We start from the raw sequence: 21,959 nt of genomic DNA, 5'->3' as shown, positions 1-21,959 counted from the left end.
CGCATCCGCAGGCGCCGCGCGACGAGCCCTGCGACGTGGGCCGCGTCGGGTCCTGCCGCGTTCACGACGGCGTCGACGTCCAGGCGTTCCCCCTCGGACAGCGTCACCGTCCGGATGCCGCCGTCGGGGCCGGTGCCGAGCGCGCGGACGGCGGCCCCGGACCGCAGTTCGGCGCCGGTCGCGACGGCCCGTTCGACCAGGAGGCCTACGAGATGCCGTCCGTGCACCCACGCCTCGTCGGGGAAGAAGAGGACCGGAGTCCTGTCGGGCACCCGCAGAGCGGGCTCCAGGCGACGGCGCACCTCGGCCCCCGTGCACACCTCGACCGGGTAGTCGCGGTCGGCCAGCAGTGCGGCTTTGTCGAGGAGTTGCGCCTGCGCCGCGGGCTCGTCGGCCCAGCGCAGGTGGCCGCTGGGATGCCACCACGAGTGCGGGCCGATGGTCGCCGCGAGCTCGCGGTGCGCCCGCATCCCCGCGACGTTCAGGTCGAAGTAGGTCCTGCGCACGGTCTTGTTGCCGGCATTGACCCACGAGAACGACCAGTTGGTGACGCCTTCGCCCGGCAGGCCCGCATCGATGAGGACCACGTGTGCCCCGCGCCGCGAAAGGTTCCAGCCCACGCAGGCCCCGACGATGCCCACTCCGACGACGGCGACGCGCACGGGCCGCCGCGCGTTCCCGGTCCTCACGAGCGCCTCCCTGGACGGCGGCGAACTCCCGCGTCCAGCATGGCACACAGGCCAGTCGTGCCGCATTGGCCTTGGCCGCGGCCCGGGATCGTCAATTACCGTCCCTGACATGCGAATTCGTATCGTCGACGCCTTCACCGACCGCCCCTTCGCCGGCAATCCGGCCGGCGTCCTGCTCCTCGACGCCTTCCCTGACGACGCCTGGCTGCAGAACGTCGCCACCGAGGTCAATCACGCCGAGACCGCCTTCGCGCACCCCCTGCCCGGGGGCGGCGACGCGGACTGGGCCCTGCGCTGGTTCACGCCCACCACGGAGGTCGACATGTGCGGCCACGCCACGCTCGCCACGGCGCACGTGCTGCACGCGACGGGCACGACGCGGGGCCCGGTCCGGTTCGCCACCCGCAGCGGCGTCCTCGTCGCCACGCCGCACGAGGACGGCTCCCTCTCCCTCGACTTCCCCACGGCGCCGCTCACCGAGGAGCGGGCCCCGGCCGGTCTCGCCGAAGCGCTCGGCGTGCAGCCGCTCTCCGTGCACGACACCGGCCCCTCGATCGGCGACCTGCTGGTCGAGCTGCCCGACGAGAAGGCCGTCCTGGGCCTGGCCCCCGACCTCAGGGCGCTGGCCGCGCACTCCACGCGCGGCGTCATCGCCACGGCCCGCGCCGAGGACCCCGCCCGGGGCTACGACTTCGTGTCGCGCTGCTTCTTCCCGAACGTCGGCATCGACGAGGACCCGGTGACCGGCAGCGCCCACACGGCGCTGGCACCGTTCTGGGCACCGCGGCTCGGCCGCACGGATCTCACGGGGCTGCAGGCCTCGGCGCGTACCGGCCTGGTCCGGGTGGGCCTGCGCGGCGAGCGCACCCTGCTCACCGGCCGCGCGGTCACCGTCATCGACGGCGAGCTGCACGCGTGAGGCGCTACGCGGTGGGCAGCCAGCCCACCTTCCCCGCGAGCAGCCCGTAACCGACGAACGCACCAATGTCCAACAGGGAGTGGGCCACGACCAGTGGCCCGACCCGTCCCCACCGCCGGTACAGGTAGGCGAAGACGACGCCCATCGCGAGGTTCCCGAAGAACCCGCCGATGCCCTGGTACAGGTGGTAGGAGCCGCGCAGCACGGACGACGCGACGAGCGCCGTGCCCGGCGTCCAGCCCAACTGCCCGAGCCTGCGCAGCAGATAGCCGACGACGATGACCTCTTCGAGCACGGCGTTCTGCACCGCCGACAGGATCAGCACGGGGTACTTCCACCACACGTCGGGCAGCGCCTCCGGCACCACCGTGAGGTTGAAACCGAGGCCGCGGGCGGCCAGGTAGAAGGCGATCCCGCAGCTGCCGATCACCGCGGCGATCCCCGCGCCGCGCGCCGCGTCGAACCACGGACGCGTCCGGTCGAAGCCGATCGTGCGCAGGCCCTCGCCCTCCCGCAGCAGGAAGTGCGCGACGAGCGCGACGGGCACCAGCGCGCTCGCGATCCCGAACAACTGCCAAGCGAGATCAAGCCAGGGCCGCCCCGGCGCCGCGGACGCGTTGAGCGTCGCCGCCTGGTCCTTCAGACCGCCCGGTTTGGTGACCGATCCGACAAAGCTGATCAGCGCGGACACGCCACTCGCACCGAGCGAAAGCCCCAATACGAGCAGCGTCTCGTCCCGCAGAAATCGTCGCGAGAGCCCCTCCTGAGGAAAAGAACCGGCCACCGACCCCGCCTCCACCTGCACACCTGCCTCCACTTGAGTAATCCCGCCTCATCCCTCACGCCGCCCCGCTAGGGTCTCGAATATAGGTACGAAGATCGCGCGCGACAGGCCGAGGGGGGCGGAGCGCCGCAGTCCGGCACGCCTCTCCCTCCCTTGCTTCACCGCTTATATCGCAACTGCCTTCATGGTTCAGGGAGGGGCACCACCGTCATGGGACGTCACAGCAGCATGCCCGACGCGTACGGGTCGGCCGCGGCCGGCCCACGGCCCCGGTCGCGGGGCCGCACGGTGGCCATCGCGACGGCCCTCGTCCTCGTCGTCGCGGCGGGCACGGCCCTGGCGGTCCGCAGTGACCTCCTCGGCCTCGGCGACGGCTGCGACGACACGGTGCACATCGGCGTCGTCGCCTCCCCCGACGTGGCCCCCGCGCTGCAGTCCGCGGCCGACAGGGCCCGCGAGGACAAGGTCACCTCGGACGGCAACTGCCTCGACGTGAGCGTCACGGGGCGCGATTCCTACAAGGTCGCCGACACGCTGCGCGCGGGCAAGGGCACGCCTGACTACCAGGTGTGGGTGCCCGACTCGGACATGTGGATCCAGCGCGTCGAGCAGAACACCAAGGCGACCCCGGTCTCGTCGGCCGGGAACATCGCCTCCACGCCGCTCGGCGTGGGCATGGTGCCGTCGGCCGCGAAGGCCTTCGGCTGGCCCGACAAGACGTACAGCTGGACGCAGTTGACGGGCGCCGCCATGGAGGACGACAAGCTACGCCTGGGCGCGGCCGACCCCGCGCGCAGTTCCACCGGCCTGCTCGCCCTCACCAAGCTGTCGGCCGCGGCGCAGAAGTCCGGCGACGACGGAACCCAGGCCGCGGCCATGGCGAAGGTCCTCTCCCAGCGCACGTCCGACAGCGACAGCCAGCTGATGGACACCGTGGCGCGCGGCGACTCCGGCACCGAGCAGGGCAATCCGCGCCGCAACCAGGCCCTGATCCTCTCCGAGCAGGCCGCCTTCGCGCACAACGCCGAGGCCGCCACCGGCAGCGACCTGGAGCTCTTCTACCCGAAGGACGGCTCGCCCGAGCTGAACTACCCGTTCTCCCTGGTCGACGAGCCCGCCCTGAGTACCGTGGAGAGCCGGGCCGCCGTCCGCTTCATGACGCTGCTCGGCGCCCCCGACGGCCGCGCGGTCCTGGAGAAGCACGGCTTTCGCACCGAGGACGGCGCCTCACCGGAGGCGATCGCCGCGCAGGCCGGCGCCCGCTCCCCGCAGCCGTACGCGGAGCCCACGTCGCAGCCGCCCAGCGACGAGGAGTTGGAGGAGACCCTCGGCATGTGGACGATCACGGTGCAGAGCGCCCGCATCACCACGATCGTGGACGCCTCCGCCTCCATGTCGAACCCGGTGCCGGGCCGCGGCGAGTCCCGGATGGAGGTGACGAAGGCGTCGATGCTGGCGGCCCTGTCGACCTTCACCCCGGAGGACGAGATCGGCCTGTGGGAGTTCTCGACGCTCCTCGACGGCAAGCGCGACTACAAGAAGCTGGTCCCCACCGAGCGCCTGGGCGACCGCAAGGGCTCGGGCACCCAGCGCGACCGCCTGTCCGACGCGTTCACCTCCCTGCAGCCGGTGCCGGGCGGGGCCACCGGCTTGTACGACACGACGCTCGCCGCCTACAAGGAGGCCACGTCGTCGTACAAGAGCGGCAAGTTCAACGCCGTGGTGGTGGTCACCGACGGCGTCAACCAGGACCCCGACTCCATCTCCCGCAGCAGCCTGATCTCCCGGCTCGGTGAACTCACCGACGCCGAGCACCCGGTGCCCCTCATCGTCATCGCCGTCGGTCCGGACACCGACAAGGACGAGGTCGAGCAGATCGCCGAGGCGACCGGCGGCTCGGGTCACCAGGTCAGTGACCCGGCCGACATCCAGCAGGTCATCCTCAAGGCCATCGTCCAGGCGGGCGCCAAGAGCAACTGAGCCGGTTCAGCCGAGCGGGACGGCGGGCTCCGGCAGCCCGACGGGCCAGGTGTGCACGGGCTCTCCCAGGTGCATCAGCTCGGCGTAGCGCCGCGTGGTCGCCGCGAGCGCCGCATCGCGGGCGAGACCGCTCTCCAGCGCCCGGTGGTACGTCGCCGCCTGCCACGCCGCACCGTTCGTACGCCGCGCGCAGCGCTGCTCGATCACGCCCAAGTAGCGGTCCCGGTCGGCGGGTTCGACCCCCCATGCGTCGAGCCCGGCGGCCGCGAGCGGCAGCAGTTCGTCCCGGACGAGGGTGACGGCGGGCACCTGCTCGGTTCCGCCGAACCGGCCCCGCCGCGGCCACTCCAGCCGCGCGTCGATGCCGTACCGGCAGGCGGTGTCGAAGTTGCGGGCGGCCGCCTCGAAGGGCAGCCGCGACCACACGGGCCGCGAGTCCTCCGCGAGCGCCCTTACGACGCCGTAGTAGAAGGCGGTGTTGGCGATGACGTCGGTGATGGTGGGGCCCGCGGGCAGCACGCGGTTCTCCACGCGCAGGTGCGGGACCCCGTCGACGATGCCGTAGACAGGCCGGTTCCAGCGGTACACGGTGCCGTTGTGCAGCACGAGTTCGGCGAGGCTCGGCACACCGCCCTTGTCGAGGATCTCCAGCGGCCGCTCCTCGTCGAGCATCGGCAACAGCGGCGGGAAGTACTTCAGGTTCTCCTCGAAGAGGTCGTACGCCGAGTCGATCCACCGCTCCCCGAACCAGGTCCGGGGCCGCACGCCCTGCGCCTGCAGCTCGGGCGGCCGCGTGTCCGTGGACTGCTGGAACAGCGGGGGCCGCGACTCCCGCCACAGCTCGCGCCCGAACAGGAACGGCGAGTTGGCCCCGAGCGCGATCTGCACCCCCGCCACCGCCTGCGCCGCGTTCCACACGTCGGCGAAGCGGGCGGGCGTGACCTGGAGGTGCAACTGCACGGACGTACAAGCGGCTTCGGGCGCTATCGACGAGGACGTGCAGGTCAGTCGCTCCACGCCGTCGATGTCAAGCAGGAAGTCCTCGCCGCGCGCGGCCACGATCTGGTCGTTGAGCAGCGTGTACCTGTCGACGTCCGAGAGGTTCGCGGAGACGAGGTCGTCGGCGGCCAGCGTCGGCAGAATGCCGATCATCACGATTCCGGCATCGACCTCGTTCGCCTTTCTATGGGCATAACCGAGCCCGGTGCGCAGTTCCTCCGCGAGCTGGTCGAGAACGCGTCCGCCGAGGCGATGCGGGGCGATGTTCACTTCGAGATTGAACATGGCGAGTTCCGTTTGGAAATCCCGGCTCGCGATGCGCTCCAGTACTTCCGCATTCATCATTCTCGGCATCCCGTCGGGCCCGGCGAGATTCAGCTCGATCTCCAGACCCATGAGATTCCTGGGCCGGTCGAACCGCTTCTCGCCCAAGAGTCGCTCGAGCCCCGCGAGACACTCCTTCAGCTTGTCCCGGTAGCGCCGCCGGTCGGCCAGGTCGACCGCGCCCGCAACGACCTTCTCCCCCATGGAAGCGTCCCTCCTCGCAGGGGCGGCCGGGCGAGAACCCTCCCGGCCGCATGTCACGTTGGATGATGCCCAGGCTCTGTGATCCATAACGCCCCGCACGAGCCCACGGAGCGGTACGCTCAAGGCAGTTACCCCGCGGCACATTCCTTAGGCATGCGGCGAAACGCAGATTCATCTACGGGCGTCTGGTGAAAAACACCGACGAGAATCAGCCGACCGGCCGGTGGAAAGAACCCGAGGTCACGAGGCGCGGCTTCACAGGAAATCGACCGGACGTCGGCAGAACAGCACTGCCGTGACGGCCGAATAGCCCCTTGCACATCGTTGTGGGCCTGGTAGCGGAAACATTGTGAGAACAAGCGTCGTATAAACTCCGCGGACGAGACAGAGAGTTGGCGCCCGCGGCCGAGGCCCCCCGCCCCCTCTGGCCCGCGTACCCCTGCGCACTCCCGCGCACCCGCAGCAGACAGCGCCGTCCGCTCGTCCCGCGCACCGCCCTGCACCACGTGCCTGTCGATTGAGAGGCGATACCACCATGCCGCTGCACGTTCCCCCGGCTCCCGCGCCCGCACTTCGCAGTGTCCTCACGGCCCTAGGTTCCCCCACCGCCGTCCGCGAGGCCCGCACCCCGTCCCTGCGCGCCGCACAGGGACCCGCAAGCCCCGAACTCCCGCTGCCCGTCCACGTGTTGGACCACATCACCGGCACGACCGGCCCCTCGCCCACCCGTCTCGCCGGCTGGCGCTTCCTGGTCCGCTGCGGGGACCGGGCGGTGGCCGCGGCCGACACCATGCTCACCCCGGACGGCTGGGCCTTCTCGCACTTCTTCGAAGGTCCCTACGTGACCTCCACCGAGCACGCCCTGCGCCAGGCGGAGTCCTTGCCGAAGGCCTACCAGCCGCGACTGCTCTCGGTCCCGGAGCTGTACATGCTCACCCTGTGGCTGCACGGCGACGTCACCGCCGACGCCGCCACCGGTCATCCAGCGGCGGACGACATCCTGGTCCCGCTGGCACCCGCGCCACCGGGCATCGCGGCGCACCGTCCGCACCGGGTCGCGGAACTGCTGCCCGTCCTCACGCTGCGCCTGACCCCGCCGCGGGCCACCCTGCTGGCCTGACCGGCGACTTCGAGGACCTGTGCCCCGCGCCGACCGCCGTCCGGCCGCGGGGCACAGCCCTGCCCGACCGGACTAGCCCCATCCGGCCACCCCGAACCACCCGAAGAGACAGTCCAGTTGAGCTGAACCGTCCGCATGGGTGATGCGTCTCCAACCTGTGAGGACCGCTGCAAGGAAATCCCTGCGGATTGACGCCCACAGGGCAACACTGGGTTCCGACCGACTGAAAACGGGGGCGGCCATGAGCAACGCTTCACGCCGCAGCACGGACAGCAACGTCATCGAGATCACTACGCAGCGAAAGATCCCATCCATGTGCCAGCACCAGCCATCGTGCCCGACAGCAGATTCCGCTGACAGGGAGGCCGCGTTCCCCGTGGCTCACCACCCGGAGCAGGGCTGGAGCCTCCTGTGCAACGGGGTCCTGCTCTTCGAGGACACCGGCGAACTGCTGCCCAACGGCACGATCATCGCCCCGCACCGCCCACTGGCAGCGGTCGTCACCGCCGCCTAGAGGCGCGAGGAACTGCGCGACCGGCCCGACCGCGAGGTCGGCCGCGCACTCCCCTCGGCCGTCATCCCTCGTAGGCGTCCATGGGCGGGCACGAGCACACCAGGTTCCGGTCGCCGAAGGCCTGGTCGATGCGGCGCACCGGCGGCCAGTACTTGTCGGCGGCGACGACCCCCGCGGGGAACACACCCTCCTCGCGGCTGTACGCGTGCTCCCAGTCGCCGCCCAGCATCCCGGCGGTGTGCGGAGCGTTCCGCAGCGGGTTGTCGTCCGCCGGCCACTCGCCGGAGGCCACCCGCTCGATCTCCCCGCGAATGGCGATCATCGCCTCGCAGAACCGGTCGAGCTCCCCGATGTCCTCGCTCTCGGTCGGCTCGATCATCAGCGTCCCCGCCACCGGGAACGACATGGTCGGCGCGTGGAACCCGTAGTCGATGAGCCGCTTGGCGATGTCGTCGACACTGACCCCCGTGGTCTTGCTGAGCGGCCGCAGATCGATGATGCACTCGTGCGCGACGAGCCCGGCGGGCCCGGTGTAGAGCACAGGGAAGTGCGGTTCGAGCCGCTTGGCGATGTAGTTCGCGGAGAGCACGGCGACCTGCGTCGCCCGCTTCAGCCCCTCGCCGCCCATGAGGCGTACGTACGACCACGAGATCGGCAGGATGCCGGCGGAGCCCCACGGCGCCGCTGAGATCGGACCGACGCCGGTCTCCGGGCCCGCGGCCGGCTGCATCGGGTGGTTGGGCAGGTACGGCGCGAGGTGCGCGCGCACACCGACCGGACCGACACCCGGACCGCCGCCGCCGTGCGGGATGCAGAACGTCTTGTGCAGGTTCAGGTGCGAGACGTCGCCACCGAAGTGCCCCGGCTTGGCCAGCCCCACCAGGGCGTTGAGGTTGGCGCCGTCCACGTACACCTGACCGCCGGCGTCGTGCACGGCGGCGCAGATGTCGGCGACGTGCTCCTCGAACACGCCGTGCGTCGACGGGTACGTGATCATGAGGACGGCGAGCTGCTCGGCGTACTGCTCGATCTTGGCGCGCAGGTCCTCGACGTCGATCTCACCGTCGTCGGCGGTCTTCACGACGACGACCTTCATGCCGGCCATGACGGCACTCGCCGCGTTCGTCCCGTGGGCCGACGACGGGATGAGGCAGACGGTCCGCTGCTCGTCGCCGTTGGCCCGGTGGTAACCGCGCACGGCGAGCAGCCCCGCCAGCTCACCCTGCGAGCCGGCGTTCGGCTGCAGCGACACCTTGTCGTACCCGGTGACCTCGGCGAGCCGCTCCTCCAGCTCCCGGATGAGCGTGAGGTAGCCCTGGGCCTGCTCGGCCGGGGCGAAGGGGTGCAGCTGCCCGAACTCGGGCCAGGTGACCGGCTCCATCTCCGTCGTCGCGTTGAGCTTCATCGTGCAGGAGCCCAGCGGGATCATGCCGCGGTCGAGCGCGTAGTCTCGGTCGGCGAGCCGGCGCAGGTAGCGCAGCATCGCGGTCTCGGAGCGGTGCTGGTGGAAGACGGGGTGGGTCAGGATCTCGTCGCCGCGCAGCAGGCCCTCGGGCAGCGTGTCCGCCGTCTCCGCGTCGAGCGCCTCGATGTCGGCCTCGATACCGAAGGCACCCCAGACGACGCCGAGTTGCTCGCGCGTGGTGGTCTCGTCACAAGCGAGCGAGACGAGGTCGGCATCGATCTGGCGCAGGTTGACACCACCCTGCCGGGCCGCGCCGACGACCTCGGCGGCCTTGCCGGGCACCCGCACGGTGACGGTGTCGAAGTACGCCCCGTGCACGACCTCGACGCCGCCCGCCGCCAGACCGGCGGCGAGGAGCGTGGCGTAGCGGTGGGTGCGCCGCGCGATGGACCTGAGGCCGTCCGGCCCGTGGTAGACCGCGTACATCCCCGCCATGACGGCGAGCAGTACCTGCGCCGTACAGATGTTGCTGGTGGCCTTCTCGCGTCGGATGTGCTGCTCGCGCGTCTGCAGGGCGAGGCGGTAGGCCCTGTTCCCGTCGGCGTCGACGGAGACGCCGACGAGCCGCCCGGGCAGGGACCGCGCGAACTTCTCGCGCACGGCCATGTAGCCGGCGTGCGGGCCGCCGAAGCCCATCGGCACGCCGAAGCGCTGCGTCGTACCCACGGCGATGTCGGCACCCAGCTCACCGGGCGACGTCAGCAGCGTCAGAGCGAGAAGATCAGCGGCGACGGTGACGATGGCGCCCAGCTCGTGGGCCTGCTCCACGACGGGCTTGATGTCGCGCACGGCGCCGGAGGCCCCCGGGTACTGCACGAGCACACCCACGACGCCGCGCTCGGCGACCTCGGCCGGAATCCCGTCGCTCAGGTCGGCGACGACGATCTCGACGCCGGTCGGCTCGGCCCGCGTCTGGATGACGGCCACGGTCTGCGGCAGCGCGTCGGCGTCCACCACGTACACGCCGTCCTTGACCTTGCCGATGCGCCGCGAGAGCGCCATGGCCTCGGCGGCGGCCGTGCCCTCGTCGAGCAGGGAGGCTCCGGAGGTCGGCAGGCCGGTCAACTCGGCGACCATGGTCTGGAAGTTGAGCAGCGCCTCCAGCCGGCCCTGCGAGATCTCCGGCTGGTACGGCGTGTAGGCCGTGTACCAGGACGGGTTCTCCATGACGTTGCGCAGGATGACGGGCGGCGTGAAGGTCCCGTAGTAGCCGAGCCCGATCATGGAACCGAGCACCTGGTTGCGGTCGGCGAGGGAGCGGAGCTCGGCGAGCACCTCGGCCTCGGTCCGCGCACCCGGCAGCTCCAGCGCCTCGGCGCTCTTGATCACATCCGGCACCGCGGCCGCCGTCAGTTCGTCGAGCGAGCCGTAGCCGACCTGCGCGAGCATCTTGGCCTGTGCGGCGTCGTCCGGACCGATGTGGCGCTGCTCGAAGGGGATTCCCTGCTCCAACTGGGAGAGCGGGATACGGTGGGCAGTCATGGCGGAGGCCTCCTGGTCATCGCGACCTGCGAGGGGCACCACGGCGCGGGTGCCCGGACGGCCTCCCCCTCTGTCATCTCAACCTGAGAGCTTCACCGGTCCGCCCGCGCGATCACGGGCACACCGGCTTTCACCGTCGGTGAGAGCGGACATGAGCACCCCGCCCTGCTTTCCAGAGTGACCTCGTCCGTGCGGTACAGGGGCCTGAGAGATTCCGGGGAGGATTTGCTCCTTCGGCGCCTCCGACGACGGTCGGAGGACTCTCCCGCACGGGGTCAGCAGCCGCCTGTCAGCCTACCAGCGGCCACAGGACCATCCCCCGAGTGGCCGACTGATCAAATGTGCTCTTTCGTAGTGCTTACACACGAGTTGCGACCAGCTGGAGGGCCCGTGCAGACCGACATCGATCCGCGCAACCTGATCGGCCGCAAGGCACTCGACCGCAACGGCTCCAAGATCGGCACGATCGACGAGGTCTACCTCGACGACGCCACCGGCGTTCCGGAGTGGGCGGCGATACGGACGGGCCTCTTCAGCCGCGACGCCTTCGTCCCCCTGGAGCCCAGCGAGCTGGTCGACGGCACCCTCCGCGTCCCCTTCGAACGCGCGCTGATCAAGGACTCCCCCGACTTCGGCGTGGGCCGCCACCTCTCCCCCGAGCAGGAACTCCAGCTGTACCACCACTACGGCCTCGACATCACGGCCCCCGCGCCCCCGCAGGACGTCACGTTCGGCCACGTCGCAGGAGCCGAGGAAGACCCCACCTGAGGCGACCGCCCCGCCCTCCTCAGGCCTCCGCGACCGGCACCGGCCCCTCGACCAGGGGCAACGGCTCCGCTGGTACCAGCAAGGGATCGTCGACCAGGAACGTCCGCACCCGCCCCGGCGCGGTCGCGTACGGCGTCTCGAACCGCACGGTGACCCGCCCGAGCCCACTGCCCTGCACCCACCCGGGCCCGAACTCGGCATGCCGCACGTCGTGCCCGGCCATCCACCTGCGCTCGACGGGCTCGGCCACCGCCTCCTGTGCCTCCTGCGAGACCGCCGCCTCCACGCTCGCGCTCTGCGCCTGCGCCTCGTCGACCGCCGCCCGGGCCTCCTGAGCGGCGTGCGCCGCCTGGGCGAAGAGGTCCTCCTGCGTGAAGTCGGCGAGCCCGCTCACCCCGACCCCAAGCAGTCGCACCCCTCCGGTCGTGTCCACGGACTCCAGCAGCCGCGCCGCCGCCTCGCGCACCACCCCGGGGTCGTCCGTGGGCCCGCGCAGCGTCTCCGACCGCGTCAGCGTCGAGAAGTCGTACCGCCGCACCTTGAGCACCACGGTCCGCCCCGAGCGCTCGGCCGCCCGCAGTCGCTCCACACACCGGTCGGCGAGCCGCTGCACCTCCCCGCGGACCCGCACCCGATCGTGGATGTCCACGTCGTACGTGTCCTCGACCGACACCGACTTCGAGTCCCGCTCGGCCACGACCGGCCGCTCGTCGTGGGCCAGCGCCATGGCGTACAGATGACTCCCGTGGGACTTCCCCAGCAGCCGCACCAGCTCGTCCTCGCCCGCCTCCGCGATCTCCGCCACGGTGAGGATCCCGGCCCGCCGTAGGTGGTCGCCGGTCGCGGGCCCGACGCCCGGGAGGATCCGTACGGATCTCGGCCCGATGTGCGCCCGCTCCGTCCCCGGGCGTATCAGCACGAGTCCGTCCGGCTTGGCGTCCTCCGACCCGATCTTCGCCAGCATCTTGGAGACGGCGAGCCCGACGGACCCGGTCAGTCCGGTCACGCGCCGGATGTCCGCCCGCAGCCGTCTGCCCACGGCCTCCGCGGACGCCTCGTCCCAGGCCACCTCACCGGCCTCCAGATCCACGAACGCCTCGTCCAGGCTCAAGGGCTCCACCAGCGGCGAAAGCTCCCGCAGCAGCCCCATCACCTGCTCGCTGACGTCCCGGTAGAGCCGGAACCGCGGCACGAGATAGGCGGCATGCGGCGCGAGCCGACGGGCCTGGCCCATCGGCATCGCCGAGTGCACCCCGAACTTCCGCGCCTCGTACGACGCCGTGGCCACGACTCCGCGCGGACCCAGACCGCCCACGACAACGGCTTTCCCGCGCAGGCTCGGCTTCGCCGCCTGCTCCGCAGAGGCGTAGAAGGCATCCATGTCGAGATGCAGGATCGTCGGCGCCGTTCTCACACCACCGATGCTGCCCTACGCCACTGACAACGGGGCCGAGCGCGCGTCACACGGCCCGGTTGCGGCGTCTCGCGAGCTCGTCCGCGGGATTGTTCCGCACGAGGGTCTCACCGGTGTCGACACGCTCCCCGTGCAGCTGCGACAGGGCGCTCTCCACGTCCCGCCAGACCACGCCCACGGCGATGCCGAAGATCCCCTGCCCGCCCTGGAGCAGATCGTGCACCTCGGCCGGGGACGTGCATTCGTAGACGGTCGCGCCGTCGGACATGAGCGTCATGCGCTCGAGGTCCCTGAAGCCGCACTCGCGCAGATGCTGCACCGCGGTGCGGATGTTCTGCAGGGAGACCCCCGTGTCCAGGAAACGCTTGACGACCTTCAGGACAACGACGTCCCGGAAGCTGTACAGGCGCTGCGTGCCGGACCCGTACGCGGACCGCACGCTCGGCTCGACGAGGCCGGTCCTCGCCCAGTAGTCGAGCTGCCGATAGGTGATGCCGGCCGCCGCGCACGCGGTCGGCCCCCGATATCCGATCTGCTCGCAAGTCGCTTCGCCGCTCTCCCCCGCCACCGCAGGCACCGCCTGCGGGCGCTGCGGAGTGTGATCGGCCGCGCTGCCGTGAAACGAGTACGGACCGCCCGTCGCCGTACCGTCGCCGCTGCTTCTCACGCCGACCTCCTCTTTGACCTGCCCACTCGACGGTAGGCAGTCACAAGGGGTGCGTCAACGAACGCCACACTCGCCACGCCGAGTGATAATCACCCTAGGAGTGGTTTCCCGTATCCCACCGCGGGGAAAGGCTAGCCGAATGTGCCGGGGCGGCCGCCGCTGGGCGGCCTTGCCCCGAGTCGGTCACTGGCTGTTGGTCCCGAAGTCCTCGGGCGAGATCTGGTCGAGGAACTCGCGGAACTTCTCCACTTCGTCCTCCTGCTCGTCGGGGATGGCGATCCCCGCGTCGTCCAGGACCCCGTCGCTGCCGAAGATCGGCGTCCCGGTGCGCAGGGCCAGCGCTATGGCGTCGGACGGACGGGCGCTGACCTCGACGCCGCTGGCGAACACCAGCTCCGCGTAGAAGACACCTTCCCGCAGGTCCGTGATGCGTACTTCCGTGAGCTCCTGTCCGACCGCCTCCAGCACGTCCTTGAAGAGGTCGTGCGTCAGCGGACGTGCGGGGGCCATGCCCTGCTGGGCGAAGGCAATGGCCGTCGCCTCCCCCGGTCCGATCCAGATGGGGAGGTAGCGGTCGCCTCCCACTTCACGCAGGAGCACGATCGGTTGGTTGGAGGGCATTTCGACCCGGACACCTACGACGTCGAGCTCGTTCACACAGCAACCCTAGGACGTGCCCGGCCGGTTTGGGTAGTCGGGCATGTACCGAGGACCGGGCCCACGGCGCTCGCCCGCCCCTGGGATCAGGGCAGACGCACCCCGAGTGCGGTCTGTACGAGCGCCGTGTGCAGACGGACCGTGAGGCCCGCGAGCTCCTTGGCCCGCGCCTGCGCGAGGGCCCTGGTCTGCGGATTGCGGTGCACCTTGAGCGGGGCCACGACCGAGTCCACGAGACCGGCCTCACGATCCGCGGCCGCCCGCATCACCCGCAGGTGCCGCGGTTCGATGCCGAACCGGCCCAATTCCCCCACCAGCTCGGCGACGGATACGGCCGAGGCGTCATAAGCGCCGTCCGGCAACGGAGCGATGAGCCCGTACGACTCCCACTCGTCGAGCTGTCCCTCGTCGATCCCCGCCGCAGCGAGCAGCTCGTCGCGGCCCACGCGGGCGGCGGTGGGGGCCTCCTCGGCCTCGTCCGCCGCGTCGCCGGGCAGCCCGGGAGCGGGCACGGGCAGGGGCTCGCCCCGCTCCAGAGCCTCGAGCTGCTCCTTGATGACCTTCAGCGGCAGATAGTGGTCCCGCTGCATCCGCAGAACGTGGGCGAGCCGCTCGACGTCGTCCGGGCTGAACTTGCGGTAGCCCGAAGGCGTCCGCTGCGGCTCGATGAGTCCCTCCGACTCCAAGAACCTGATCTTGGAGATGGTGACTTCGGGGAACTCCTCGCGCAGCACGTTCAGTACGGTGCCGATGCTCATCAGCCGACTGTCCGTGGTGGCGGTGCCGGCGCCGGCACCGCCCCTCGTCGTATGCAGCATGGACCTTCCTGAAGGCTCGCGGATGGGTCAGATACCTCGCTGGCTCGCGTAGAAGACCAGCCGGTACTTGCCGATCTGCACCTCGTCGCCGTTGTTCAGCGTCACGGAGTCGATGCGCTCACGGTTCACGTACGTCCCGTTCAGGCTGCCGACGTCCGACACCGTGAAGGAGCCGTCCTGCAGGCGACGGAACTCCACGTGGCGGCGCGACACGGTCACGTCGTCCAGGAAGATGTCGCTCTGCGGGTGACGCCCGGCCGTCGTCAGGTCGCCGTCCAGGAGGAAGCGGCTGCCCGAGTTCGGACCGCGCCGCACGACCAGGAGCGCCGAGCCCAGCGGCAGCGCGTCGACCGCGGCCTGCGCCTCGGGCGACAGCGTCGGCAGCTGCGTCTGACCGGTGGCCTCGGGGTCGTACGACTCGAGACCCGAGATGGAGATCGTGGACGTCGTCTCGGACGGCCCCTCGGCCGCCACGCCGCCCCGCAGGGGCGCACCACAGTTGGAGCAGAACCGGCTGTTCTCGCCGTTCCGGTTTCCGCACCTCGTACACACCAGGGACGACATGGACGGATCCTCCTGCCGCGGCTGCCCCGCGGGGGCCTGGGACGCGTACGGGTCGGAGCCGAACCCTCCACCCGTACTTGAGGTTGACGGTTCCCCGAAACCTATGCGGCCGGAACCGGCAGGGTCAACAGACGACGCGCCCTGTCCGCCCGAATTGTCACCGCCGACCTGGTCCCGGAACAGCGGGCGCTCGCCCACCTGCGTCTCCGGCACGTCTCCGTGGCGCGGCGCACGATGACGGGCATCGTCGCGCGCGCTCTTGCCGAACAACTTCCCAAACAACTTCACGGGCGATTCCCCTTGACCGAAACAGACCCGCCCGTGGGGCAGGACGAACCCTGACTGCACACACCGACATACGTCACTGACACGGACATCCTCACAACGTCCGTATCCGCCAAACAGTTTCCACCACGTACCCCGCCTGGGGTGCGCCGACCCCCCGCAACCTCATGCCCTCGCACCACATCCCCCATGCACCCTCGGCTCACCGCGAGGACGACCGAGCGTAATCAGGCCGCTGCGCCGCACGCAAGGCATCCACGACGATCTTCTCCGAGCGGCTCACAGCCACTGTGGCCTGCTCCTTCTCCAGGGTCTGCACCACACCTCCGGGAATGTTGAGGGCCGGTTCGAGGTCCTGCGGCTTGCCGATGACCTTGAAGACGTACGGCTGACTGATCTTCTGTCCGTCCACGCTGACCCCCTTGCCCCCGCTCCCGTCCGTCAGATAGGTGTTGGCCACGACGCGGACGTCGTTCACCTGGATCGCCTCCGCGCCGGCCGCCCGCAGCTCCTGGATCGCGTCGAGCAGCATGTCCGCCTCGACGGAACCCTTCGTGTCCGTGACGGTCATGGTGATCCCGGGGCCCTGCGCGGCCACGGTGCCCGCGAGGATGCCGAGTTGCCGCTCCTTCTCGACCGTCTGCTTGCGCGCCTCCTCGGCCTGGTCAGAGCTGTTCTCCAGCTCGGTGCGCTGGTCCTCGAGACCTTGCTTCTCATCTTCCAGACGCTGAGTCCGGTCGTCGAGTTCATCGAGGATGCGCACGAGATCTTCCTGCCGCGCGCCGCGCAGGGCGCTGTTGTCGCTGTTGGACCGCACCTGGATCGCCAACCCGAGGCCCAACACGAACAGCAGCACGGCGACGGTGAGTTGGGCGCGTGACACGCGCGGTGGCCACAGTCCCTTCACGAGCCGCTGGCGCCCGGTCAGCGGGGACTCGCCGGCCGGCTCCGGTTCCCGCGCACCGGCCACGGCCTCGACCTCGTCGGGCAGCTCTTTGCGCAGGCGGTGCGCGTGCTCGGCCGCCGGCCGGTGCCCCGCCTTTTCGGAGTTGCCGGCGTCGCCGCCGTGTTCGTCCGCGTTCATCGGCCTCACGCCCGGAAGACGTGCCGCCGGATGGCGGCCGCGTTGGAGAAGATGCGAATGCCGAGCACCACGACCACACCGGTGGACAGTTGGGCCCCGACGCCCAGCTTGTCCCCCAGGAAGACGATGAGCGCGGCCACCACGACGTTCGACAGGAACGACACGACGAACACCTTGTCGTCGAAGATCCCGTCCAGCATGGCGCGCAGCCCGCCGAACACCGCGTCGAGCGCCGCGACCACGGCGATGGGAAGGTAGGGCTCGACCACCGCCGGAACCTCGGGCCGGACGAACAGCCCGACCACGACTCCCACGACGAGGCCCAGTACGGCGATCACGATGTGCCCTTCTGCTCTTGTCTCGGTTGTGCTGTACGTACGATCACGCTGGGGGCGGCGGGAAGCTTGAGGTCGTCCTGAGCCGAAATGCCGGTCCTGATCCCGAAGTTCTCCTGCAGGGCGTGCAGGTACATCCCGTCAGGACTGTTCTGGAACCGGGTGCTCAGCCGTTGCCCGTCCCCCACCGCGAGCACCGTGTACGGCGGCACCAGCGGCTTGTTGTCGACCAGTATCGCGTCCCCCGCGGCCCTGATCGCGGACAGTGCGGTGAGCCGCTGCCCGTTGATGCTGACGGCCTCGGCACCGGACTGCCACAGGCCGTTGATGACGCGCTGCATGTCACGGTCGCGCACTCGCCCCGTGTCGGAGAAGCCGGCGCTCTCCCGCGGCCCGCCCCCGCCACCGGACTCGGCCGACTTCGCGTCGTTGACGACGAGCTTCACACCGGGTCCGTGCACGGCGACGGCCCCCGAAAGCACCCCCACCAACTCGCCCTGCTCGCCGCCGTGTTTCTTCAGCGCCTCGCGCTGCATGTCCCCCACGTCGGTGCGCAGCGAATCGACCCGACCTTCCAGCTTGTCGGCCGCATCGGTCTCCTCGTCGATACGGTCGATGAGCTCCTCGCGCTCCTTGGCCACGACCGGCGCGGCGATGCGGGCCTGCGCGGCCCCCACGGTCACCACGAGCGCCGCGAGCACAAGTCCCGCCGCGAGTCCCAGTTTCGCGCGCAGCGTCTTCGGCAGTCCGCTCTGCCCGAGGGCTCGCTTGCGCGCCGCGGCCTCCCCGTACCCGTCGTCCAGGCTGTGGTCCATCACATTGGTCAGCAGCGACATGGAAGCATCGGGGCGCGTGGGGCGCTTGGGGGTGCTCCGAACGGGGGGCTGCTGCGGCATGCCGCACATCGTCGCACGTCGTGGCCGCTACCTCCGAATGGCCCCAACGGCGTGCCGGTCGGCACCCGCGGCGGGCACCGACCGGCATGTACGAGGAGTCAGCGTCCGGCGCTGTCCACCACGGCCGACCACTCGTCGAGCAGTTGCTGCGCGGAAGCGTCGTCGGGCCCTTCCGCCCACAGATGAGTGACGGCCTCGGCCGGCGCCGGCAACACCATGATCCAGCGTCCGTCGGCCTCCACGACCCGCACGCCGTCGGTCGTGTCGACGGACCGGTCGCCGGCCTCCTCCACGACCTTCCGCATGACGAGCCCCTTCACGGCCCAAGGAGTCGCGAGATCCCGCTTGAGCACGTGAGCCCGCGGGATCCGGGCATCGATCTGGCTCAGCGTCAGCTGCGTCCGCGCGACGAGGCCGATGAGCCGCACAAAGGCCGCCGCCCCGTCGAACACGCTGCTGAACTCGGGCACGATGAACCCGCCGCGCCCGTCGCCACCGAAGATCGTCCCGTCCTCGCGCCCGACCCGCGTGAGGTCATCGGGCGACGTGGTCGTCCACTCCACCTGCGTGCCGTGGTACGCGGCGACCTGCTCACCGATCCGCGTGGTCGTCACGGGCAGGGCGACCCGCCCGCTGCGCCGCTCGGCCGCGACGAGATCGAGCATCACCAGGAGTGCCCGGTCGTCCTCGATGATCCGCCCCTTCTCGTCGACGAGCGAGAGCCGCTCACCGACCGGGTCGAACCGGACTCCGAAGTCGGCCCGCGCCGAGGCGACGATCTCTCCGAGTCGCACGAGCCCGGACCGCCGCGCGTCCGCGGTCTCGGTGGGCCGCGCCTCGTCGAGCCCCGGGTTGATCGTCAGCGCGTCGACGCCGAGGCGCCCCAGCAGGCTGGGGAGCACGAGCCCCGCACTTCCGTTGGACGCGTCGACCACGACCTTCAGCCCTGCGTCGGCGATCCCGGTCGTGTCCACGTTCCGCAGCAGCGAACCGGTGTACGAGTCGAAGACGCTCGACGGGAAATGCAGGTCCCCGATCTCACCGGGGAAGGCGCGCCGGTACTCCTGTCGGGCGTAGACACGATCGAGCTTGCGCTGGCCTCCCTGCGACAGGTCCGCGCCGCGCTCGTCGAAGAACATGATGTCGACGGAGTCCGGCACACCCGGTGTCGTACGGATCATGATCCCGCCGGCGCTGCCCCGGGCGGTCTGCTGCCGGGCCACCGGCAGAGGCACGTTCTCCAGGTCCCGTACGTCGATGGCGCTGGCCTGCAGTGCGGAGATGACCGCCCGCTTGAGCGCCCGGGCACCACGCGAGTGGTCTCGGGCGGTGGTCACGGTCGACCCCTTCTTCAGGGTCGTCGCATAGGCACCGGCCAGGCGCACGGCGACTTCGGGCGTGATCTCCACGTTCAGGATTCCCGAGACGCCACGAGCCCCGAAGAGATGGGCCTGGCCGCGGGATTCCCAGATCACCGACGTGTTGACGAAGGCGCCGGCCTCGATGGTCTTGAACGGGTACACCCGCACATTGCCCTGGACGATCGATTCCTCGCCGACCAGGCACTCGTCACCGATGACGGCGCCGTCCTCGATCCGGGCGGCCCGCATGATGTCGGTGTTCTTGCCGACGACACAGCCGCGCAGATTGCTGTGCTGCCCGATGTAGACGTTGTCGTGCACGACGGCCTTGTGCAGAAAGGCCCCGCTCTTCACGACGACGTTCGAGCCGATGACCGTGTGTTCGCGAATCTCCACATCGGCTTCGACCTTGGCGTAGTCACCGATGTACAGCGGCCCGCGCAGCACGGCGTCGGGGTGTACCTCGGCCCCTTCGGCGACCCACACGCCGGGCGAGATCTCGAACCCGTCGAGCTCGACGTCGACCTTGCCTTCCAGCACGTCGGCCTGGGCCTTCACATAGCTTTCGTGCGTGCCGACGTCCTCCCAGTACCCCTCGGCCACGTAGCCGTAGACCGGCTTGCCTTCCTTCATCAGCTGCGGGAAGACGTCACCGGACCAGTCCACTGGAACATCGGCCTCGACGTAGTCGAAGACCTCGGGCTCCATCACGTAGATACCCGTGTTCACGGTGTCGGAGAAGACCTGCCCCCACGTGGGCTTCTCGAGGAACCGCTCGACCTTGCCTTCTTCATCGACAATGGTGATGCCGAATTCCAGCGGATTGGGCACACGCGTCAGACATACTGTGACAAGTGCGCCTTTCTCCTTGTGGAAATTGATGAGTTCGGTGAGATCAAAATCGGTCAGGGCATCACCCGAGATCACGAGGAAAGCGTCGTCCTTCAGCGCTTCCTCAGCGTTCTTCACGCTGCCGGCAGTGCCGAGTGGCTTCTCCTCATTGGCATAGGTGAGCTCCATTCCGAGCTCTTCGCCATCCCCGAAGTAGTTCCTGACAAGTGAAGCCAGGAACTGTACGGTGACCACGGTTTCGCTGAGCCCATGCCGCTTGAGCAACCTGAGCACATGCTCCATGATCGGCCGATTGGCCACCGGCAGGAGCGGCTTGGGCATACTCGAGGTCATGGGGCGAAGGCGCGTGCCTTCGCCTCCGGCCATCACGACGGCCTTCATGTCGGAAGCGTCCTCCTTGAAGAGACGACTGTCTAGCCGACTTCGCCCGCCTTAAATGACCCGCAGTTGTCACGATGCGGGCCGCTTGGCCTCACCCAACGCTCAAGGGCGAGCTCAATCGGCCATGGAGTCCGCCTTGACAAGGCGGCGGACTTGAACCACGTACAGGATCCCTGCCCACCAATACAGGGTTGTACCCCATCCGGCGAACGCCCATCCGAAAATAGCAGCGAGTTCATGGACCCAGCCACTTCCGTCACTGAGCAGCAGCAAGGGGAAGGCGTACATGAGATTGAAGGTGGCGGCCTTGCCGAGGAAGTTCACCTGCGGCGGCGGATAGCCGTGACGCCTGAGGATCCCCACCATCACCAGAAGGACCAGTTCCCGCGCCAGAAGTGCCGCGGTCAACCAGAGGGGAAGAATCTCGCGCCAGGTCAGACCGACCAGCGTGGACAGAATGTAGAGCCGGTCCGCCGCAGGGTCGAGGAGCCGGCCCAGGTTGCTGATCTGATTCCAGCGGCGGGCGAGCTTGCCGTCCAGATAGTCACTGACACCGCTCAGCGCTAGCACCAGCAGCGCCCAGCCGTCGCTCTTGGGGCCACCGAACTCAGGCCTGAGGATGAGCCACAGGAAGAGAGGGACGCCGACAAGACGCGCCATGCTGAGGATGTTCGGGATGGTGAGGACCCGGTCCGTCTGAACGCGGGTCTCCTGGACCTCCACCCGGGGGCCTCCTGTGGGAAACGAGCCAACGATGCCCCCTGACTTTACCCTCAGCCACCGTCCGGCCGAGCCACGGGGTACCCCAGGAACTGGGGCAAACGCAGAAAACCCCCGCCCGGTATCCCCGGACGGGGGTTTTCTATCAAATTTAGTTCGGCGGCGTCCTACTCTCCCACAGGGTCCCCCCTGCAGTACCATCGGCGCTGTGAGGCTTAGCTTCCGGGTTCGGAATGTAACCGGGCGTTTCCCTCACGCTATGACCACCGAAACACTATGAAACTGTCAACCGCACCGTACGTGACCATGTACGGGGTTGTTCGTGGTTTCAGAACCAACACAGTGGACGCGAGCAACTGAGGACAAGCCCTCGGCCTATTAGTACCAGTCACCTCCACCCGTTACCGGGCTTCCAGATCTGGCCTATCAACCCAGTCGTCTACTGGGAGCCTTAACCCCTCAAAGGGGGTGGGAGTCCTCATCTCGAAGCAGGCTTCCCGCTTAGATGCTTTCAGCGGTTATCCTTTCCGAACGTAGCCAACCAGCCATGCCCTTGGCAGGACAACTGGCACACCAGAGGTTCGTCCGTCCCGGTCCTCTCGTACTAGGGACAGCCCTTCTCAAGACTCCTACGCGCACAGCGGATAGGGACCGAACTGTCTCACGACGTTCTAAAC

Annotated in this window: 19 protein-coding genes, 2 rRNA genes and 1 riboswitch; of the genes, 5 read left to right on the top strand and 16 right to left on the bottom strand. The window is 69.5% G+C overall.

The window, feature by feature from the left end:
- Positions 1-689: FAD-dependent oxidoreductase (locus G3I40_RS20430; RefSeq protein ID WP_343244970.1), on the bottom strand; the 689-nt coding region annotated here is incomplete at its 3' end.
- A gap of 109 nt (positions 690-798) precedes the next feature.
- Here G3I40_RS20430 and G3I40_RS20425 point away from each other — a divergent pair.
- Entirely contained in the window at positions 799-1,608 is an 810-nt protein-coding gene (locus G3I40_RS20425) for a PhzF family phenazine biosynthesis protein (protein ID WP_164303574.1), read from the top strand.
- Positions 1,609-1,612: 4 nt separating this feature from the next.
- Here the strand turns inward: G3I40_RS20425 and G3I40_RS20420 are convergent, their stop codons facing one another.
- The gene (locus G3I40_RS20420; RefSeq protein WP_164303573.1) at positions 1,613-2,413 is read right to left on the bottom strand and encodes a type II CAAX endopeptidase family protein; all 801 of its coding nucleotides are present in this window, start codon (positions 2,411-2,413) and stop codon (positions 1,613-1,615) included.
- Positions 2,414-2,602: 189 nt separating this feature from the next.
- On the opposite strand from G3I40_RS20420, the gene G3I40_RS20415 reads away from it, so the two are divergent.
- Positions 2,603-4,372: a substrate-binding and VWA domain-containing protein gene (locus G3I40_RS20415; protein WP_164303572.1), complete on the top strand. Its 1,770-nt coding sequence runs from the start codon at positions 2,603-2,605 to the stop codon at positions 4,370-4,372.
- 6 nt (positions 4,373-4,378) lie between these two features.
- Here the strand turns inward: G3I40_RS20415 and G3I40_RS20410 are convergent, their stop codons facing one another.
- Entirely contained in the window at positions 4,379-5,899 is a 1,521-nt protein-coding gene (locus G3I40_RS20410; protein WP_164303571.1) for a glutamate-cysteine ligase family protein, read from the bottom strand.
- Positions 5,900-6,434: 535 nt separating this feature from the next.
- Between G3I40_RS20410 and G3I40_RS20405 the strand changes: the two genes are divergently transcribed.
- Both G3I40_RS20405 and G3I40_RS20400 read left to right on the top strand, forming a co-directional pair.
- Complete coding sequence (locus G3I40_RS20405) at positions 6,435-7,019, top strand: hypothetical protein (protein ID WP_164303570.1); 585 nt, start codon at positions 6,435-6,437, stop codon at positions 7,017-7,019.
- Positions 7,020-7,332: 313 nt separating this feature from the next.
- The gene (locus G3I40_RS20400; protein ID WP_164303577.1) at positions 7,333-7,533 is read left to right on the top strand and encodes a DUF5999 family protein; all 201 of its coding nucleotides are present in this window, start codon (positions 7,333-7,335) and stop codon (positions 7,531-7,533) included.
- 61 nt (positions 7,534-7,594) lie between these two features.
- Here the strand turns inward: G3I40_RS20400 and gcvP are convergent, their stop codons facing one another.
- The gene (gcvP, locus tag G3I40_RS20395) at positions 7,595-10,480 is read right to left on the bottom strand and encodes an aminomethyl-transferring glycine dehydrogenase (protein ID WP_164303569.1); all 2,886 of its coding nucleotides are present in this window, start codon (positions 10,478-10,480) and stop codon (positions 7,595-7,597) included.
- 182 nt (positions 10,481-10,662) lie between these two features.
- Positions 10,663-10,758: riboswitch (glycine riboswitch) on the bottom strand.
- Between the two features lie 112 nt (positions 10,759-10,870).
- On the opposite strand from gcvP, the gene G3I40_RS20390 reads away from it, so the two are divergent.
- Positions 10,871-11,248: a PRC-barrel domain-containing protein gene (locus G3I40_RS20390; protein WP_343244969.1), complete on the top strand. Its 378-nt coding sequence runs from the start codon at positions 10,871-10,873 to the stop codon at positions 11,246-11,248.
- A 19-nt stretch (positions 11,249-11,267) separates the two neighbouring features.
- Here the strand turns inward: G3I40_RS20390 and G3I40_RS20385 are convergent, their stop codons facing one another.
- The 12 genes from G3I40_RS20385 to G3I40_RS20330 form a co-directional block, all read right to left on the bottom strand.
- Positions 11,268-12,662 (bottom strand): DNA polymerase IV, encoded by a 1,395-nt coding sequence (locus G3I40_RS20385; protein WP_164303567.1) that lies wholly within the window; start codon positions 12,660-12,662, stop codon positions 11,268-11,270.
- A 46-nt stretch (positions 12,663-12,708) separates the two neighbouring features.
- A complete protein-coding gene (locus G3I40_RS20380) occupies positions 12,709-13,329 on the bottom strand; it encodes a MerR family transcriptional regulator (RefSeq protein WP_164303566.1) in 621 nt (206 codons plus the stop codon).
- 183 nt (positions 13,330-13,512) lie between these two features.
- Positions 13,513-13,986 (bottom strand): bifunctional nuclease family protein, encoded by a 474-nt coding sequence (locus G3I40_RS20375; protein WP_005475662.1) that lies wholly within the window; start codon positions 13,984-13,986, stop codon positions 13,513-13,515.
- 86 nt (positions 13,987-14,072) lie between these two features.
- Positions 14,073-14,804: a MerR family transcriptional regulator gene (locus G3I40_RS20370; RefSeq protein ID WP_164303565.1), complete on the bottom strand. Its 732-nt coding sequence runs from the start codon at positions 14,802-14,804 to the stop codon at positions 14,073-14,075.
- Between the two features lie 27 nt (positions 14,805-14,831).
- The gene (locus tag G3I40_RS20365; protein WP_164303576.1) at positions 14,832-15,773 is read right to left on the bottom strand and encodes an FHA domain-containing protein; all 942 of its coding nucleotides are present in this window, start codon (positions 15,771-15,773) and stop codon (positions 14,832-14,834) included.
- Positions 15,774-15,855: 82 nt separating this feature from the next.
- Positions 15,856-16,737 (bottom strand): DUF881 domain-containing protein, encoded by an 882-nt coding sequence (locus G3I40_RS20360; protein WP_164303564.1) that lies wholly within the window; start codon positions 16,735-16,737, stop codon positions 15,856-15,858.
- A gap of 5 nt (positions 16,738-16,742) precedes the next feature.
- Complete coding sequence (locus G3I40_RS20355; RefSeq protein ID WP_008749169.1) at positions 16,743-17,075, bottom strand: small basic family protein; 333 nt, start codon at positions 17,073-17,075, stop codon at positions 16,743-16,745.
- Complete coding sequence (locus tag G3I40_RS20350) at positions 17,072-17,977, bottom strand: DUF881 domain-containing protein (protein WP_164303563.1); 906 nt, start codon at positions 17,975-17,977, stop codon at positions 17,072-17,074. The genes G3I40_RS20355 and G3I40_RS20350 overlap by 4 nt, the downstream gene beginning before the upstream one ends.
- Before the next feature lie 89 nt (positions 17,978-18,066).
- Entirely contained in the window at positions 18,067-20,562 is a 2,496-nt protein-coding gene (locus G3I40_RS20345) for a mannose-1-phosphate guanyltransferase (protein ID WP_164303562.1), read from the bottom strand.
- Between the two features lie 114 nt (positions 20,563-20,676).
- Entirely contained in the window at positions 20,677-21,285 is a 609-nt protein-coding gene (locus G3I40_RS20340; protein WP_164303561.1) for a CDP-alcohol phosphatidyltransferase family protein, read from the bottom strand.
- A 151-nt stretch (positions 21,286-21,436) separates the two neighbouring features.
- Positions 21,437-21,553: ribosomal RNA gene (rrf, locus tag G3I40_RS20335) — 5S ribosomal RNA — on the bottom strand.
- 87 nt (positions 21,554-21,640) lie between these two features.
- Positions 21,641-21,959, bottom strand: a 23S ribosomal RNA gene (locus tag G3I40_RS20330); the annotation flags it as partial.

Source organism: Streptomyces sp. SID14478 (genome assembly GCF_010548525.1).
Lineage (GTDB): Bacteria > Actinomycetota > Actinomycetes > Streptomycetales > Streptomycetaceae > Streptomyces.
Note: the sequence above shows the minus strand (reverse complement) of the source record. Positions and strands in the feature narration are given on the sequence as shown.

Bases quoted from the DNA above. Each gene is read 5' to 3' on its own strand.
- G3I40_RS20360 (WP_164303564.1), bottom strand. From the start codon at position 16,737: ATGAACGCGGACGAACACGGCGGCGACGCCGGCAACTCCGAAAAGGCG.
- G3I40_RS20370 (WP_164303565.1), bottom strand. From the start codon at position 14,804: ATGCTGCATACGACGAGGGGCGGTGCCGGCGCCGGCACCGCCACCACG.
- G3I40_RS20405 (WP_164303570.1), top strand. From the start codon at position 6,435: ATGCCGCTGCACGTTCCCCCGGCTCCCGCGCCCGCACTTCGCAGTGTC.
- G3I40_RS20345 (WP_164303562.1), bottom strand. From the start codon at position 20,562: ATGAAGGCCGTCGTGATGGCCGGAGGCGAAGGCACGCGCCTTCGCCCC.
- G3I40_RS20415 (WP_164303572.1), top strand. From the start codon at position 2,603: ATGGGACGTCACAGCAGCATGCCCGACGCGTACGGGTCGGCCGCGGCC.
- G3I40_RS20425 (WP_164303574.1), top strand. From the start codon at position 799: ATGCGAATTCGTATCGTCGACGCCTTCACCGACCGCCCCTTCGCCGGC.
- gcvP (WP_164303569.1), bottom strand. From the start codon at position 10,480: ATGACTGCCCACCGTATCCCGCTCTCCCAGTTGGAGCAGGGAATCCCC.
- G3I40_RS20400 (WP_164303577.1), top strand. From the start codon at position 7,333: ATGTGCCAGCACCAGCCATCGTGCCCGACAGCAGATTCCGCTGACAGG.
- G3I40_RS20410 (WP_164303571.1), bottom strand. From the start codon at position 5,899: ATGGGGGAGAAGGTCGTTGCGGGCGCGGTCGACCTGGCCGACCGGCGG.
- G3I40_RS20350 (WP_164303563.1), bottom strand. From the start codon at position 17,977: ATGTGCGGCATGCCGCAGCAGCCCCCCGTTCGGAGCACCCCCAAGCGC.